Origin of the sequence: Ralstonia sp. RRA, assembly GCF_037023145.1 — a bacterium.
In the GTDB taxonomy this organism is placed as follows: Bacteria; Pseudomonadota; Gammaproteobacteria; order Burkholderiales; family Burkholderiaceae; genus Ralstonia.
Map to the genome: position 1 here is coordinate 918,765 of NZ_CP146092.1, position 15,968 is coordinate 934,732.

Annotated in this window: 14 protein-coding genes; 9 read left to right on the plus strand and 5 right to left on the minus strand. The window is 65.3% G+C overall.

Annotated features, from left to right (window positions below; translation table 11 throughout):
* Positions 1 to 56 precede the first annotated feature (56 nt).
* The 4 genes from cheD (at position 57) to cheZ (ending at position 3,048) form a co-directional block, all read left to right on the plus strand.
* A complete protein-coding gene (cheD, locus tag V6657_RS22250; protein ID WP_039598565.1) occupies positions 57 to 674 on the plus strand; it encodes a chemoreceptor glutamine deamidase CheD in 618 nt (205 codons plus the stop codon).
* Between the two features lie 24 nt (positions 675 to 698).
* Positions 699 to 1,823: a chemotaxis response regulator protein-glutamate methylesterase gene (locus V6657_RS22255; protein ID WP_048933594.1), complete on the plus strand. Its 1,125-nt coding sequence runs from the start codon at positions 699 to 701 to the stop codon at positions 1,821 to 1,823.
* 149 nt (positions 1,824 to 1,972) lie between these two features.
* Positions 1,973 to 2,374, plus strand: a complete 402-nt coding sequence (gene cheY, locus V6657_RS22260; RefSeq protein WP_048933593.1) for a chemotaxis response regulator CheY — start codon at positions 1,973 to 1,975, stop codon at positions 2,372 to 2,374.
* Positions 2,374 to 3,048, plus strand: coding sequence for a protein phosphatase CheZ (gene cheZ, locus V6657_RS22265; RefSeq protein ID WP_048933592.1), 675 nt, complete (start codon positions 2,374 to 2,376; stop codon positions 3,046 to 3,048). The genes cheY and cheZ overlap by 1 nt, the downstream gene beginning before the upstream one ends.
* 90 nt (positions 3,049 to 3,138) lie before the next feature.
* Here the strand turns inward: cheZ and V6657_RS22270 are convergent, their stop codons facing one another.
* From V6657_RS22270 to V6657_RS22285, 4 genes are all read right to left on the minus strand, one after another.
* On the minus strand, positions 3,139 to 4,224 hold the full coding sequence (locus V6657_RS22270; protein WP_082170178.1) for a formylglycine-generating enzyme family protein: 1,086 nt from the start codon (positions 4,222 to 4,224) through the stop codon (positions 3,139 to 3,141).
* On the minus strand, positions 4,224 to 6,200 hold the full coding sequence (locus tag V6657_RS22275) for an arylsulfatase (protein WP_048933591.1): 1,977 nt from the start codon (positions 6,198 to 6,200) through the stop codon (positions 4,224 to 4,226). The genes V6657_RS22270 and V6657_RS22275 overlap by 1 nt, the downstream gene beginning before the upstream one ends.
* 163 nt (positions 6,201 to 6,363) lie before the next feature.
* On the minus strand, positions 6,364 to 7,137 hold the full coding sequence (locus V6657_RS22280; RefSeq protein WP_048933841.1) for a hypothetical protein: 774 nt from the start codon (positions 7,135 to 7,137) through the stop codon (positions 6,364 to 6,366).
* Between the two features lie 52 nt (positions 7,138 to 7,189).
* Entirely contained in the window at positions 7,190 to 7,780 is a 591-nt protein-coding gene (locus tag V6657_RS22285; RefSeq protein WP_048933590.1) for a hypothetical protein, read from the minus strand.
* A gap of 258 nt (positions 7,781 to 8,038) precedes the next feature.
* On the opposite strand from V6657_RS22285, the gene flhB reads away from it, so the two are divergent.
* A complete protein-coding gene (gene flhB, locus V6657_RS22290; RefSeq protein WP_048933589.1) occupies positions 8,039 to 9,223 on the plus strand; it encodes a flagellar biosynthesis protein FlhB in 1,185 nt (394 codons plus the stop codon).
* A gap of 64 nt (positions 9,224 to 9,287) precedes the next feature.
* Here the strand turns inward: flhB and V6657_RS22295 are convergent, their stop codons facing one another.
* On the minus strand, positions 9,288 to 9,980 hold the full coding sequence (locus V6657_RS22295) for a YitT family protein (protein ID WP_248694630.1): 693 nt from the start codon (positions 9,978 to 9,980) through the stop codon (positions 9,288 to 9,290).
* Between the two features lie 461 nt (positions 9,981 to 10,441).
* On the opposite strand from V6657_RS22295, the gene flhA reads away from it, so the two are divergent.
* The 4 genes from flhA to V6657_RS22315 are packed head-to-tail and all read left to right on the plus strand — an operon-like array spanning position 10,442 to position 15,959.
* A complete protein-coding gene (gene flhA, locus V6657_RS22300) occupies positions 10,442 to 12,550 on the plus strand; it encodes a flagellar biosynthesis protein FlhA (protein ID WP_048933588.1) in 2,109 nt (702 codons plus the stop codon).
* Positions 12,547 to 14,403 (plus strand): flagellar biosynthesis protein FlhF, encoded by a 1,857-nt coding sequence (gene flhF / locus V6657_RS22305; protein WP_048933587.1) that lies wholly within the window; start codon positions 12,547 to 12,549, stop codon positions 14,401 to 14,403. The genes flhA and flhF overlap by 4 nt, the downstream gene beginning before the upstream one ends.
* Positions 14,404 to 14,418: 15 nt before the next feature.
* Positions 14,419 to 15,189 carry a flagellar synthesis regulator FleN gene (locus V6657_RS22310; RefSeq protein WP_048933586.1) on the plus strand — a complete coding sequence of 257 codons (771 nt, stop codon included), beginning with the start codon at positions 14,419 to 14,421 and terminating at the stop codon, positions 15,187 to 15,189.
* Positions 15,190 to 15,197: 8 nt separating this feature from the next.
* Positions 15,198 to 15,959, plus strand: a complete 762-nt coding sequence (locus V6657_RS22315; protein WP_048933585.1) for an RNA polymerase sigma factor FliA — start codon at positions 15,198 to 15,200, stop codon at positions 15,957 to 15,959.
* Positions 15,960 to 15,968: the final 9 nt, after the last annotated feature.

Sequence of the window (15,968 nt, forward strand, 5' to 3'; positions counted from 1 at the left end):
CCTTGCGCACCGCCGCCGACTCCGTGCGCAGCGACAGCGGCATGACGGTCGGCGCCATGGCGACGCTTGCCCAGTCCGCCGCCAGCACCCACGCCTACTACGACACCACCTTCAGCCGCCGCGCCATGAAGGTGCTGCCCGGCGAGTACTACGTCACCACCGAAGACCTGATGCTGGTGACGGTGCTCGGCTCGTGCGTGTCGGCTTGCGTGCGCGACAAGATTCTCGGCATTGGCGGCATGAACCACTTCATGCTGCCCTCGCGCAACGAGGGCGAATCGATTCTCTCGCCCTCCATGCGCTACGGCACGCATGCCATGGAAGTGCTGCTCAACCAGCTCTACAAGGCCGGTGCCCGCCGCGAGCACCTGGAGATCAAGGTGTTTGGCGGCGCCGCCGTGCTGGCCGGCATGAGCACGCTGGACGTGGGCGAGCGCAACGGCAAGTTCGTGCTCGAATTCCTGCGCAACGAAGGGCTGGCGGTGGCCGCCAAGGACCTGTTTGACGTGCATCCGCGCAAGGTGTACTTCGTGCCCTCTACGGGCCAGATCATGGTGCGCAAGCTGCGCTCGCAAAGCTCCGCCGCCGAGCTGGACAGCGAAGCCCAATACGCCAGCAAGCTGTCGAAGTCCATTGCGACGAAGCCCACTTCACGCCTGCAACTGTTTACGTAATTCCTGACCTTGCCCCCCGAAAATATGAACGACAAACGCAAGATTCAGGTGCTGTGCATCGACGATTCGGCACTGATCCGCAGCATCCTGAAGGAGATCATCAACAGCCAGCCCGACATGGAAGTGGTGGGTGTGGCGCCCGACCCGATCATCGCGCGCGACCTCATCAAGCAGACCAACCCGGACGTGCTCACGCTGGACGTCGAAATGCCGAAGATGGACGGCCTCGACTTCCTGGAAAAGCTCATGCGCCTGCGCCCGACGCCGGTGGTCATGATCTCGTCGCTGACCGAGCGCGGCTCGGAAGCCACGCTGCGCGCGCTGGAGCTTGGCGCGGTGGATTTCGTTGCCAAGCCCAAGCTGGGCATGCGCGACGGTATGAATGAATACGCTGACCAGATTGCCGACAAGATCCGCGCGGCAGCCCGTGCCCGCCTGCGCCCGCGCGCGGCGGCACCGACCCCGGCAGCGGCTTCGGCGCACGGCGCACACGTTCGCGCGGAGCACGCACCGGCCGCTCCGGTGGCGTCCGCCCCGGCCCGTACCCATTTCTCGTCGACGGAAAAGCTCATCATCGTGGGCGCGTCCACCGGCGGTACCGAGGCCATCAAGGATTTCCTGCTGGAAATGCCGCCCGATTGCCCCGGCATCCTGATCGTGCAACACATGCCGGCGGGGTTCACCACGTCGTTCGCCAAGCGGCTCGATGGCCTGTGCCGCATCCGCGTGAAAGAAGCCGTGCACGGCGAGCGTGTGCTGCCCGGCCACGCTTACATCGCCCCGGGCGACATGCACCTGTCACTGGGCCGCAGCGGCGCCAACTACGTCACCGAGTTGGACCAGGGTCCGCCGGTCAACCGCCATCGCCCGGCAGTGGATGTGCTGTTCCGCTCCGCCGCGCGCAATGCCGGCGCCAACGCCTTGGGCGTGATCCTGACAGGTATGGGTAAGGATGGCGCGGTCGGCATGCTGGAAATGCGCAACGCGGGGGCGTATAACGTCGCCCAGGACGAAGCCTCGTGCGTGGTCTACGGCATGCCCAAGGAAGCCGTGGCCCACGGTGGCGTGCATGAAGTCCTGCCGCTGCACCAGATCGGCCCGCACGTGCTGGCCAAGCTATCAGCGCATGGTCGTGTGACGCGTGTGTAACGCGTAACTCTGCCGTTACATTGGTTGCGGGGCGCAGCAGTCAGGCGCCCCGAAGCGTTCCGGCGCTCAAGAAACGGCTCCTGGCGCCGATAAGACTGCCAAGGAAGCCCGAAACCCCCCATTTCAGTTAGTTTGCGGAGATTGTGTCCATGGACAAGAGCCAGTACCGATTCCTCGTCGTCGACGATTTCCCGACGATGCGCCGGATCGTGCGTAACCTGCTCAAGGAACTTGGTTTTGCCAACGTCGACGAGGCCGAAGATGGCGCCGCCGGCCTGGCCAAGGTCAAGGAAGGCCGGTTCGATTTCGTGATCTCGGACTGGAACATGCCCAACATGGATGGCCTGCAGATGCTGCAGAGCATCCGCGGCGACGCCAACCCGGTCATCAGCAAGCTGCCGGTGCTGATGGTGACGGCCGAAGCCAAGAAGGAAAACATCATTGCCGCCGCCCAGGCCGGTGCCAACGGCTACGTGGTCAAGCCCTTCACGGCTGCCACGCTGGACGAGAAGCTGGGCAAGATTTTCGAGAAGCTCGAAAAGGGGGCGTGATGAGCGAGATGCATGACGGCGCGCATTCCGGCACCCAAGTGCCAGCCGCAGAAGGCGTAGACCACGGTGACATGCCGGAAATGCTCCAGCGCATCGGCCACCTCACGCGCATGCTGCGTGAAAGCATGCGTGAGCTGGGTCTGGACAAGGGCGTGGAGAAGGCCGCATCGGCCATTCCCGACGCACGTGACCGCCTGAACTACATCGCCAACATGACCGAGCAGGCGGCCACCCGCGTGCTCAACGCCATTGATGCCGCCCGTCCGGTGCAAGACGCGCTGGAATCCGACGCCGAGGCGCTGGTCAACCGCTGGCAATCGTGGATGGACCGCCAACTGGGCGACGCAGAGATCCGCGAACTGGTCGGCCAGACCAACGGTTTCCTGCGCAGCGTGCCGGAAAAGACGCGCGATACGAACCAGCAGCTGATGGAAATCCTGATGGCCCAGGACTTCCAGGACTTGACCGGTCAGGTGATCAAGAAGGTGCTGGATGTCGTGCAACTGATTGAAAGCCAGTTGGTGGGCATCCTGCTGGAGAACGCACCCGAGCATCTGCGCACGGAAGCGTCGTCGACGTCGCTGCTGAATGGTCCGCAGATCAATCCGGACCACCCAGACGTGGTCGGTAGCCAAGAGCAGGTTGACGACCTGCTGGAAAGCCTCGGCTTCTGAGAAGCCGGTTACGAATCGGCTGTCAACGCTCCCCGTTTGCTGCCGGCGCCCGCCACTTTGGCGGGCGTTTTCGTTTCCGCGTGCAGGGTTTCAGTCGCGCAGAATTGTCCGGAACCCGATGTGCGCGGCGGGTAGGTCAGCCTCTTGCGCCTCACGCGCCGAGGCCCGATACCGCACGCAAAAATCCGGCGAGCACAGGAACGAGCCCCCCTTGATGACTGTCGGCCGATTCGGCTGGCTGCCGTTGCGCCCGAACAGTTGCGGCTGGTCCAGCGCCGCCACGGCACGCGTGTCGCCGTTTGCATGCGACTGGTGCGGGCCGGTGTACGCATCGCGCGTCCACTCCCACACGTTGCCGATCATGTCGTACAGCGCGAAGCCGTTGGCGGCGTAGCAGCCGACCGGGCCAATGCCGGCGCGGCCATCCTCCGCCGTGTCGAGTACGGGAAAGATGCCCTGCCAGTAGTTGGCGCCGGGTTTGCCGTTGCCGTCGCGCGGAGCTTTCTCCAGGTCGGCGCTGTCCTGCCCGGCCTTGCCGGCGTATTCCCATTCCGCTTCGGTCGGTAGGTCGTGGCCGAGCCAGCGTGCATAGGCCAACGCATCAGCCTGGGTGACCCGCGTCACGGGCTGGTTGTCGGCATCGACGAGCTTGCTGTCAGGCCCCGTCGGGTGCCGCCAGTCCGCGCCCTTGACCCAGCGCCACCACGCGTACGGGCGCGCCTGCAACCCCGCCGTGTCCGGTACGTGAAAGACCACCGCGCCACCCTGGCGCTCGGCGTCGGTCACGTAGCCGGTGGCGGTGACGAAAGCGGCGAACTGCGCGTTGGTGACTTCCGTCTGGTCGATCCAGAAGCCGCTCACGCGCGTCTTGCCGGCGCCCTGGGCGGGGCGCTCGTCCGGGTAGCCGAGCGTGGTGCCAAAGGTGAAGCTGCCGCTGCTCACATGCACCATGCCGGCCCGCGTGTCCTGGCGCCAGCCGGGCGGCAGGCCGGCGTAGCGGCCGCAGGCTTCGTTGGTGCCCAGCGGCAGGCGCGGTGCGGTGTGGGCGCTGACCACGTTGGCCGCCCGTGCGGCCATGTTGCCGCCGGCCGGGTGCAGCAGCACGGTGCCGGCGGCTGCCAGCGCCGCGCCCGCCAGCACCCAGCGCACGCGCTTGTGCGTGTTTGCTGCGCGCATCAGTAGAACCCACGCGGGCGCAGGGGCTCCACGCCGCCAACGCTGCGCATGTAGTCCTGCCATTGCTGGTACAGCGTGGCCGCCACATCCGGATATTGCGCAGACACATCGGTTGTCTCGCCACGGTCCTTCGAGATATCAAAGAGCTGCCAGTGGCCATCCGCCACGCCCAGTGGCGGTTCAGTCCACAGTGCCTTCCAGCGGCCGTCTGCACTGCGCAGGTAGGCGCGGCCATACGACTCATCACCAAAGGGCTGGGTGTGGATCGGGCCGGCATCCGCAGATTGCTGGATCGACGCCAGCAGCGACACGCCCGTCACCGGATACACCGCGCGGTTGCCGTACTGCACCTTGCCCTTGTTCTGGTCGACACCGTTGCCATCCACGGCTGGTTGTGCGGGCGTGCTGGGCGGCGCGATGCCGGCCACAGCCAGGAAGGTGGCGGTGTTGTCCGTCACGTGCGTGAAGCGCGTGATGGGCGGCAGTGCTTGTGTCTGGCCCGGCAGGCGCACGATGGCTGGCACGGAGACACCGCCTTCGGCTGCATGGCCCTTGACCAGGTTGAACGGCGTGGCGCTCACCTCGGCCCAGCGCAGGCCGTATTGCAGGCGTTGCGCGGCAGACAGGCCGTTGTCGGAGCCGAGCTTGGAGTAGACCGGGTCGGTGGCGTTAGCCTCGTCCGTGGCCTTCGGGTCTGCGCCCGAGTCGATCGGCCAGCCTTCAGCGCCGTTGTCCGACTGGAACATGATGAAGGTGTTGTCGTACTCGCCAATGTCTTTCAGGTGCTGGATCAAGAGGCCGATGTTGTAGTCGAGGTTCTCGACCATGCCGGCGTAGATCTCCATGTAGCGTGCCTGCGCCTTGCGCTCCAGCGGCGTGAGGTCGCTCCACTTCTTGTTGACGTAGCCGGGGCCGTAATCCGTATAGCCCTGCGCGGGGCCGTGGTTGGCGTTGATGTAGCGCGCGTTGGCCGTGCCGTTGTTGGGCGACGCTGCCGGGCGCGTGGTCGTGCCGGGCAGGCCGGCAAACGGCGTGAAATCGGCCGGGATGATGCCCAACGCCTTCTGCCGCGCAATGCGTGCGTTGCGGATGACGTCGTAGCCCGCGTCATAGCGGCCGGCGTACTTGTGCAGCCACGGGTCCGGCACCTGCAGCGGCCAATGCGGCGAGGTATAGGCCGCATAGGCGAAGAACGGCTTGCCGTCGCCCTTGTGCGAATCGATGTAGCTGATCAGCTTCTGCGTGTAGAAATCCGTCGAATAGAACACCGCCGGGCTGCCGCCGGTGCCGCCTGGTTGCCCAGGCTGGCCGGGCTGCACGTAGGTGCCGTCCTCCGTGTAGTTCTTGGCGTTGGCGTTTTCATGCCCGAAGTGGTTGGCTGCTGCGCCCGGCAGCAGCGCGTACGAGCGCTCGAAGCCCCACTGGTCGGGCGTCTTGCCCAGGTTGGCGGCGCTGCCCGGAATGCCGTTGCCCAGGTGCCACTTGCCGGCCATGTAGGTGTGATAACCGCCGTCCTTGAGCAGCTGCGCGACCGACAGCGAGCGGTCGTTCAGATAGCCCTCGTAGCCGGGCAGGCCGGCGCGCTCGTCATTGGGGGCGCCCATGGTGCCTTCGCCCACCAGGTGGTGGTCGGTGCCCGAGATGAGCATCGCGCGCGTGATGGCGCAGACGGTGCCGGCGTGATGGTTGGTCAGCAGCCGGCCCGATTGCACGAGCGCATCGAGGTTGGGCGTGTCGATCTCCCCGCCCATGGCGTGGATGTCGGAATAGCCGAGGTCATCGGCCATGATGTAGAGGATGTTGGGCCTGCGCGCCGGTGTAGTGGGCGTGCTGCTGTCGGCCACGGTACCGGCAGATGTGCCGGGCGGCGCATCACTGCCGCAGGCAGTGAGTGTGGCAATGGCGCCAGCAAGCAGCGCAGCCAGCGCACGTTGATGCAAGGGCAGGGCAGGAGAGATGGCTCGGTCGGGTGACATGACGGGTGGTCCGTTCTGGTTTGAAAAGAACGGGTCATGCTATGGACGCACCCGGTATAAGGCGACGAAGTTTTCCGCAGGTCGATATGACGGGGCAGGCGCTTGCCGCTGCCATGCCGGCGTGCGGCTCACATTGCGAACCGCACGTCTGCTCAGTCCTGCATCAGTTGCGCGCTTGCTGTGATACCTGCTGCAGGATCTGCCCTGCCGCGCTGTAGCTCGTGTTCATGTAGATCTTCGAGAACGAATGGCCCAGCGCATCCGACAGCGGGTGCCAACCGATCGAGTAGTTGGCGGGCAGCACTGTCTGCACCAGGCTCAATGCGCCGATCACCGTATCGGAGTGCGACGTCAGGTAGGTTGACCCCGGCAACTGATAGCGCGCCGCGTTCCCCACGTTGACCGCGCTGATCTTGCCCTGCGCCTGGTCCGGCCCGGTCACCAGCAAGTTGATCTCGAAGTTGGTATACAGCGTGCCTTGCGAGTGACCGACCAGCACGACCTTGCGCTGCGCCTTCAGATAGTTGCGGTACTGGTTCAGGTGGTCCGGCAGTTCCGGAATGTCGTTCTTCGTGAGGATGTCGATGTACTTCTGCTCAAGCGCTGCGTTCATGCCGCTGGCCGGCAGGCTGTTGCCGTCGATGGCGCGCCAGAAATCAGCCGGGCTCGAACCCTCCACGGCCTTCTGCTTGAACACCTGATAGACATCGCTGAAGAACCCCTGCGTGGCGTTATATGCGTTGCCGTAGAGGTAGGTGTTGCTCTTGTCGCGCGCATTGAGCTGGGTCTTCAGCACCTGCAGGTTGGCGACCGCATCGTCAAACGTGGTGTTGATGCCGTTGACGAACACGATGGCAGATCCGGGCGCGGCCGAGATGGCACTCAGGGGCGCAGCGAGCAGCGAACCGGCGAACACGATGGTGGCAAGTCTCTTCATCTTCTTCATGCAGCAGTCTCCTTGGTGGCGTGGGTGAAGTCAGGCGGGAAACTCAGTTCGGCAGCGTGGCCGGATCAAAACTGCACGAGGCGGCCCCGGGATCGTCGAAATATTGGCCGCCGGCCAGCGCCTGGAAGTGCAGGTAGGCCGTCGTGTCGTTGTCGCTGTCGAGCATGACGGCGCGCGCGGCCTTGATGCGGTCGAGCATCGTCTGCTGGTCGACGCCGGTTCTGGCGAGCACGCCGGGGCCCAGCGCGCAGGCAATGCCCTTGGCGATTTCGTTGCCGGCCAGCTTGGCGTCCTGCGGGCCGCGCACATCGTTGACGGCCTGGCTCCAGCCGTAGGCGATCTGCGTGAGGGCCTGGCGCGTGGCGGCGGAATTGGGGTACTCGCGGGCGAGGTAGTCGGTAAAGCGGGGTGGCAGCGGGCGCTCGGGCGGCGGCGGTGGCTGGTGTGCGGGGGCGGCTTGCGGTGGTGGTGTGCCGGCAGGTGCCGGGGCAGGCGAGGGCGGCGTGGCCGCAGCGGCTTGTCTTGGCGGATCGGCCGGCTGCGCATCAGCAGCATCGGCCGAAAACAGCCGCACCCCTGCAAAAACCAGTACTGCCGCTGCCAGGATGGCCCCGGCCTTGAACTGCCACCGCATATCCGCTCCTGCATGACGAGGTTGGACTGCCCGACGTACCGTATGCGCCACCGCGCATGTGACTGCGGCGCATGGTAGCGGCCATGGCAGGCGGTTTGGTTAGGCCAGTGTTACCAAACAGTTGTTTGGAGGTTGGCGCGGTGGCGGACGGTCATTTCATGGAAAAAGCCCGTCTGAGACGGTGTTCTCTGCGCTTTAGCGGGCGCCCGTTGCCGGAATAATGCGACCGTCTAGTCATCCATCTCTCGCACGCCCGGCATGTCCGACGATAGCGATCTCGAAAAAACCGAAGCCGCCTCTCCGCGGCGCCTCGAGCAGGCGCGCGAAGAGGGCGACGTTCCCAGATCACGGGAACTGGGTTCGTTCGCCCTGATGGCCGTCAGTGCCGGCGGGCTGTGGGTGATGGGCGAGTCGATCGTGCGTGCCGCATCGTCATTCCTGGCGCGCTGCCTGGAGCTCCACCGCTACGACTACACCCGGGCGCAGGACCAGTGGGTCTACATCGGCGCGCAGTTCACGCCGCTGGCCACCGTGCTGGGCGGGTTGATCCTCATGCTGATCTTGGCCGCGCTCACGCCGCTGGCGCTCACGCGCGGGGCAATCTCGTTCAAGCCGCTGGAGCCGGATATCTCGCGCCTGTTCAAGCTGCAGGGTTTGACGCGCATGTTCTCGGTGGAAGGGCTGCTGGAGCTGCCTCGGCTGCTGCTCAAGCTCGCGTTGGTGGGCGGCGTCGCCTGGGGGCTGATCCTGCATTACCGGGGCGAGTTCATGGAACTGCCCCAGCAGGACCTGCGCGCCGCCATGGGCGATGTCATGCACGTGGCCGGCGTGGCGTTTCTCTGCATGGCCGCGGTGATGCTGCTGGTGGCCGCCGTGGATGTGCCGCTGGTGCTGTGGCAATACGCCCGCAAGCACCGCATGACCAAGGAAGAGGTGCGCAAGGAGCACCGCGAGTCTGAAGGGGATCCGCACCTCAAGGGCCGCATCCGCGCCATGCAGCGCCAGGCGGCCCAGCGCCGCATGATGGCGGACGTGCCCAAGGCCGACGTGATCGTTACCAACCCGACGCACTACGCCGTGGCGCTGCGCTATTCCGAGAAAGAGGGCGGCGCGCCGCGCGTGCTGGCCAAGGGTGCCGATCTGGTGGCGGCCAAGATCCGCGAGCTGGGCACCGAGCACAAGATCCCCATTCTGGAAGCGCCGCCGCTGGCCCGTGCGCTGTATCGGCATACCGAGATCGGCCACCAGATCCCGGAAGCGCTCTACGCCGCCGTGGCGGAAGTGCTGGCCTACGTCTATCAATTGCGCCGCCTGCATCAGGTGGGCGGCCGTGCCCCCGTGCGGCCGACCGACCTGCCGGTGCCCGCCGACATGGACCCAGGGCCCGATCCCACGAACGCTGGCCCCGAAGACGCCGCTGACGACGTCACCAGCAACGCCTAAGGGCGGCAATAAGGGATCGGCAATCCCAACGTTGATGCTTTCGCCGGTGAGGCCCCGACTGGCGCTACCGCACCACGACGTTATATCGACCCGGGCGGTGCCATGCGATCACCATCGCACTCATGGCAACCGCGCTCAGCGCCGACCATCCCGCGCGGCCAGTCGGGATCACCAGGGTCGATGTCAGCAGAATCATCGAATCGATGGCCACCTGCACGATCCCCGCATTGATCCCATGCGCGCGTTGCAGCCAGAGCGTCAGAACGCCCGTGCCGCCAACGCCGGAGCCATGCCGGGCGAGCGCCAACACCCCCATGCCGTTGAGCGTTCCGCCCACCAGCGCTGCAAACAGCGGGCTCTCAAAATCGATGTGCAAGGCCTGCCGCGTCAACGCGAGCAGGAGGGTGATGCCACAACTGGCCAGCGTCGACTTGATGGCAAAACGCGGGCCCATCACGAAATAGGCAAACACGAAAAACGGCACGTTGACCAACGTGAAAATGGTGCCGACCGACAACGGCGCGACATACGACACGAGCAATGCGATCCCGGCAATGCCACCGGTCACGAGTCCGGCCGCGCTGAGCAACACCACCCCCGTCACGATAAACATCATGCCGACGGCCATGCCATAGATGTCCTCAAGCATCGTGTGTCCGGCTGCATGGGGGCTGCTTGCCGCAACGGTGCCGCTTGCGTGATGAAGCTGATGGTCCACGGCGCCGCTCATCGCATGAACGGCCAGTCCGGCAAACAATCGTGTATGTCCAGTAATGCAGATGTGGGGCGCTTCATTGAACGTTACCTATGATCGGGTTGGTGCATCCACGCACCGGCCAATGCACCACCTTCGTGCGGCGTGCGTGGATCCGGGTCTGGTGGGCGGGCGTTTCAGGATGATTTGCAAGTCCCATACCCAGCGCCCCTGGCGGCATGGAACATACAGCCAGGCCGCTGCTGCACTGCGAGGGTATCGCAGGGGGGCGGTTCAGGGACAGGATTGGCACAGCCCATTTGGGTACGCGATTCTGCATGGAAGTCTGGCGCGGCGCACGCCGCACCCTGCTGGGCGGCGGGAAGGGGCATAAGCGCACCCCCCGGTGGGAGGGTATTTCAAAGAAAAGCCGCCTTTTGGGCGGCTTTCTCACGTCTTCGATTTGGTGTCTCCCCCGGCAAGATGGCATTCATCGAAAAGCCCCCCGCTGCCCGTACCCTCAGATGAACGCCGCACTGCTCCGAGTCTCCAGCTTCCTGCGCCAGGGCGACTACCGCTCCGCCGCCGGCCCGGTGCTGATCATCCTGATCCTGGCGATGATGGTGCTGCCGCTGCCGCCGTTCATCCTGGACTTGTTGTTCACCTTCAACATCGCGCTGTCGATCATCGTGCTGCTGATCAGCATGCACACGCTGCGGCCACTGGATTTCTCGTCGTTCCCCAGCATTCTGCTGATCACCACGCTGATGCGGCTGTCGCTGAACGTCGCCTCCACGCGCGTGGTGCTGATGGAAGGCCACACCGGCCCGGACGCCGCTGGCAAGGTCATCGAAGCCTTCGGCCACTTCTTGGTGGGCGGCAACTACACCGTCGGCATCGTGCTGTTCGTCATCCTGGTGATCATCAACTTCATGGTGATCAGCAAGGGTGCGGGCCGGATCGCCGAGGTCAGCGCGCGCTTCACGCTCGATGCGATGCCGGGCAAGCAGATGGCCATCGACGCCGACCTGAACGCCGGCCTGATCCGCGAAGACGAAGCCCGCAAGCGCCGCACGACCATCGCCCAGGAAGCCGAATTCTTCGGCTCCATGGACGGTGCCAGCAAGTTCGTGCGTGGCGATTCGGTGGCGGGTATCGCCATTCTGCTGATCAACATCATCGGCGGCCTGGCTGTGGGCGTGCTCCAGCACAACATGGACATCGGCCACGCCGCCACCAACTACACGCTGCTGACCATCGGCGACGGCCTGGTTGCGCAGATTCCTGCGCTGGTGATCTCCACCGCGGCGGGCATCATGGTCAGCCGCGTGTCCACCGACAAGGACGTCGGCCAGCAACTGTCGAGCGAGCTGTTTGCCATGCCGATGGTGCTGATGACCACCGCCGGTGTGATCGGCCTGCTGGGCCTGGTGCCGGGCATGCCGCATATCCCGTTCATCCTGTTTGGCGGCGGCCTGGGTTATCTGGGCTGGTACCTCAAGAAGAAGCGCGAGATTCCCGAAGTCGAGCCCGTGCTGCAGGCCATTGCCCCGGTCGATACGCCGGAAGCGAGCTGGGACGACGTGTCGTGGGTCGACGTGCTGGGCCTGGAGATCGGCTACCGCCTGATCCCGCTGGTGGACAAGAGCCAGGACGGCGAGCTGCTGCGCCGCATCAAGGGCATCCGCAAGAAATTCACGCAGGACATGGGCTTCCTGGCACCGGTTGTGCACATTCGCGACAACCTGGAGCTGGGTCCGTCGTCGTACCGCATCACGCTCAAGGGCGTGGAGATTGGCCACGGCGAAGTGCAGCAGGGCAAGTTCCTGGCCATCAACCCGGGCGGTCAGGACGGGCATGGCGAACGCCTGGGCACGCAACTGCCGGGCACCCCCACCGTGGACCCGACCTTCGGCCTGCCGGCCATGTGGATCACCGCCGATGTGCGCGATCGCGCGCAGGCCGAGGGTTATACCGTGGTCGACTGCAGCACGGTCATCGCCACGCACGTCAATCAGTTGATTTACACCCATAGCACCGAGCTTCTCGGCCGTTTGGAAGTGCAGCAGTTGCTCGATCATTTGGCCAAGGAAGCACCGAAGCTGGTCGAAGACGTTTGCCCGAAGCTGTTGCCCGTCGCGACCGTGCAGAAGGTGCTGCAGAACCTGCTGGACGAAGGCCTGCACATCCGCGACATCCGCACCATCGTCGAGACGCTGGCGGAGCACGGAGGCAAGACGCAAGACCCCGCCGAACTCACCGCCGCCGTGCGGATCGCGCTGGGTCGGGCAATCGCCCAGCACCTGTTTCCGACCAAGAACGAAATGCAGGTCGTCACGCTCGACCCGAATCTGGAGAACATCTTGCTGCAAAGCATCGTTGGCGCGCATGGCGGAAACGCCGGTCCGATCGAACCGCAACTGGCTGACTCGCTCATGCAAGCGGCTGCGGATTCGTCGCGCCAATACGAACAGATGGGCCAGACGGGCGTCCTGCTCGTACCGCCCGCGCTGCGTCCCATGCTGGCCCGCTTGTTCAAGCGTGCCGCACCCAGCCTGCGCGTGCTGTCACACGCTGAAATTCCAGATCACCGAACGATTAAGGTTGTCGCCATGCTTGGAGGCCGCGCATGAAAATGCATCGATTCACCGGACTGACGTCGCGCGACGTGTTGCGTAAAGTGCGCGACCAGTTGGGCGACGACGCGCTGATCCTCTCGAACCGCGCCGTGCCGGGCGGCATCGAGGTCATCGCCGCCTCCGATACGCACCTGGATGCGCTGGTCGATACGCACTCGACCGCACCGAAGGCCGCACAACGCCGCCCGAGCATGCCGGCCCCGATTCCGGAGCCCGCACCGGTGGCTGAGGTTGCCGCCCAGGCGCCTGCCGAGCCGCAAGTGCAAGCCGTGGCCCAGGCCGACACGTCGGCCACACCGAATGCACTGGCCCGTCTGCGCAACCGCTTTACCGCCGCGCGCCGCGCTGCCGTGCAAGCCCCTGTGCAAGAAGACGCGCTGGCTGAGCCGGCCGCTGGCCGCAAGCTGCAAGCCCGCGTGGATGACGACGTGGAGCTCGGCGCATCGGAAACGCTGCTGGGTGTGGACCCGCTGGTGGCCTCCACCCGCATGCTGGCAGGCCTGTCGCTGGATCGCGCCAACGAAGATGCCGCCCAGACGCTGGCCAGCACGGCCCAGTTCATCGCCCGCCGCACCGTGGTGCCGGAAGACGAGCCGGTCGAACAGATCCAGCGCCCGGCCGCCCGCCGCGAGCCGCTGCGCACGCAAGAAGACCAGCCGACCACGCTGCGCTCGTTTGCCGAGCGCGTGGAAGCCCAGGCACGCGCTACGCGCGCCGCCGAGCAGCAGATGGCTCGCCCGCAACCGCAAGTTGAGACTGCCAAGCCGGCCGACATCTTCGTCCGCATGGAGGATTCGATGGCCAAACCTGACGCCCCGCGCGAAGACGTGAGCCTGCAGCACTCGGCCATCAAGGCCGACATCAAGGCGGAAACCGATGCCATGACCCGCCGCATGGTCAGCGAGATCGACGTGCTCAAGAGCACGTTGACCGACGCCATGTCGAGCCTGGCCTCGCTGGGCGTGAAGCTGGGCGATCCGGTGCGCACGCGCCTGTTCCAGACCATGCTGAACGCCGGTTTCTCGGCGCAGCTCACGCGCTACGTGCTGGAGAACATGCCGCAGCACGACACGTATGAAGGTGCGCTGGACTTCGTGCAGCGCGCCATTGAAAAGAACCTGACCACCGTGTCGGACGAAAACAGCCTGCTCGACCAGGGCGGCGTGTTTGCGCTGATGGGTCCGACCGGCGTGGGCAAGACCACCACCACCGCCAAGCTGGCTGCGCGCTTCGTGCTGCGCCATGGCGCATCGCGCGTGGCACTGCTCTCGACCGACAGCTACCGGATCGGCGGCCACGAACAACTGCGCATCTACGGCAAGATCCTGGGCGTCTCGGTGCATGCCGTGAAAGACGCGCAAGACCTGAGCCTGGCGCTCAACGATCTGCGTGAAAAGCACGTTGTGCTGATCGACACCATTGGCATGAGCCAGCGTGATCGCGCCGTGTCCGAACAGATGGCGATGCTGCATGCCGTGGGCCCGTCGATCAAGCGCCTGCTGCTGCTGAACGCTGCAAGCAACGGCAAGACGCTTGACGAAGTGGTGAGCGCCTACCGCGATGCCAACCTGGCCGGCTGCATCCTGACCAAGATCGACGAGGCCGCCTCGGTGGGCCACGCCATGGACGTGATGATCCGCCGCCGCCTGCCGCTGCACTACGTGTCGTACGGCCAGCGTGTGCCGGAGGACATTGCAGTACCGAACAAGAAGCTGCTGATCCACCGCAGTTTCCGTGCAAGTGCCGAGCAATCGTCGTTCGCGCTGGATTCAGATGAATCGCTGCTGGTGGCGCAAGGCGCCGCACGCAGCCGCGAACCGGGCCTGGCCGCTTTCGATTTCGCATAAAAGAGAGGGGCGACCATGACGACCCCATTCGCCAAGGACCAGGCCGCCGGGCTGCGCCGCATGCTCGGCCAGGTGGCAAGCCGCCGCGTGCTGGTGATCGGTGCAGAGGAGCAGATTGACGACTTTGTCGACAACCTGCGCATTGCGTTGTCGGCCATGGGTCGCGACGCTGCCGTGGTGAGCGCGCAAACCATGCTGGCGGTGGCCGGCATGCTTGAGCAGCACGACGACAGCGCCGACGTCACCCTGGTGGCGGCGCATTTCGGCTCCCGTGCGCTGGGCACGGTGGCCGAAGCCTGCGACGACGTGCTGCTGGTCTTCTCCGATGGCCCGGAAGGGATCAAGAGCGCGTACACGCTGCTCAAGAAGACCGCGGGGCTGCAAGGTGGCGCGGGTATCCGCACGGTGGTCTGTGGTGCGCATTCGGTCGACTCCGCCGTGCGCGTGTTCGGCAACCTGGCCAACACGGTGGGGCAGTACTTGAACACCCGTATCGACTTTGCCGGTTATCTGCCGGAAGACCGGCACGTAGAACTGGCGCTCTCGCTCGGCAAGCCCGTGGCGAGCGCGTTTCCCGCATCGCCTTCGGCCATGGCCTTCCGCCAGCTTGCCGAAGAGATGCTGAGCTGGGCCAGCGCCGAGGCCCAAGCCGCTGACGACAATGAGCCGTCGCGGGTGATGGTATCGGCGCAGGAATCGACTCAGACAGCGGCACATGAGTCGGCACAAACAACGTCGATCCTGACGCCCCGCGCGACCGCGCGCGCGGCCGAGATGGTTTATTGAGGCGCACCATGAACGAAGCGCCAAAGGCAGGCATGGATATGTACACCGCAACCGGTCGCAAGACCAAGTCCGACGAGATGGCGACGTATGCACCGCTGGTGCGCCGCATTGCCAACCAGATGATGGTGAAGCTGCCGGCCAGCGTCGAACTCGACGATCTGATCCAGGCCGGCATGATGGGCTTGCTCGATGCGCTGTCGCGCTATGAAGAAACGCAGGGCGTGCAGTTTGAGTTCTACGCTGCCCAGCGTATTCGCGGCGCGATCCTGGACGAGCTGCGCGGCTCCGACTGGCTGCCGCGCGGCCTGCGCCGCAATGCCCGCACGATCGAGCAGGCGATCCAGAAGCTGCAGCAGCAGAAGGGCCGCGCGCCCACCGAAACGGAGATTGCTGCCGCGCTGAACATGTCGCTGGCCGACTACCAGAAGCAACTGGTCGACCTGCAAGGCAGCCAGCTGCTGTACTACGAAGATTTCGACCGCGAAGACGCCGACGCCTTCATCGAGAACCGCGCCGCCGAGAACGATTCCACGCCGCTGGACCAGTTGCTGGACCACGACCTGCGCGAGTCGGTGGTGGCCGCCATCGAAGGCCTGCCCGAGCGTGAGAAGCTGATGATGAGCCTCTACTACGAGCAGGACTTGAACCTGCGTGAGATCGGCGCCGTGATGGGCGTGTCGGAATCGCGCGTGTGCCAGATCCACAGCCAGGCCATCGCACGCATCCGTGCCCGTCTGCGTGACCGTGCATGGCTGCCGACGCCGACCTGATGCCGGCTT

Bases quoted from the DNA above. Each gene is read 5' to 3' on its own strand.
- V6657_RS22255 (WP_048933594.1), top strand. From the start codon at position 699: ATGAACGACAAACGCAAGATTCAGGTGCTGTGCATCGACGATTCGGCA.
- V6657_RS22280 (WP_048933841.1), bottom strand. From the start codon at position 7,137: ATGAAGAGACTTGCCACCATCGTGTTCGCCGGTTCGCTGCTCGCTGCG.
- cheD (WP_039598565.1), top strand. From the start codon at position 57: ATGGCGACGCTTGCCCAGTCCGCCGCCAGCACCCACGCCTACTACGAC.
- flhF (WP_048933587.1), top strand. From the start codon at position 12,547: ATGAAAATGCATCGATTCACCGGACTGACGTCGCGCGACGTGTTGCGT.
- V6657_RS22315 (WP_048933585.1), top strand. From the start codon at position 15,198: ATGAACGAAGCGCCAAAGGCAGGCATGGATATGTACACCGCAACCGGT.
- flhB (WP_048933589.1), top strand. From the start codon at position 8,039: ATGTCCGACGATAGCGATCTCGAAAAAACCGAAGCCGCCTCTCCGCGG.
- cheZ (WP_048933592.1), top strand. From the start codon at position 2,374: ATGAGCGAGATGCATGACGGCGCGCATTCCGGCACCCAAGTGCCAGCC.
- cheY (WP_048933593.1), top strand. From the start codon at position 1,973: ATGGACAAGAGCCAGTACCGATTCCTCGTCGTCGACGATTTCCCGACG.
- flhA (WP_048933588.1), top strand. From the start codon at position 10,442: ATGAACGCCGCACTGCTCCGAGTCTCCAGCTTCCTGCGCCAGGGCGAC.
- V6657_RS22285 (WP_048933590.1), bottom strand. From the start codon at position 7,780: ATGCGGTGGCAGTTCAAGGCCGGGGCCATCCTGGCAGCGGCAGTACTG.
- V6657_RS22310 (WP_048933586.1), top strand. From the start codon at position 14,419: ATGACGACCCCATTCGCCAAGGACCAGGCCGCCGGGCTGCGCCGCATG.
- V6657_RS22275 (WP_048933591.1), bottom strand. From the start codon at position 6,200: ATGTCACCCGACCGAGCCATCTCTCCTGCCCTGCCCTTGCATCAACGT.
- V6657_RS22270 (WP_082170178.1), bottom strand. From the start codon at position 4,224: ATGCGCGCAGCAAACACGCACAAGCGCGTGCGCTGGGTGCTGGCGGGC.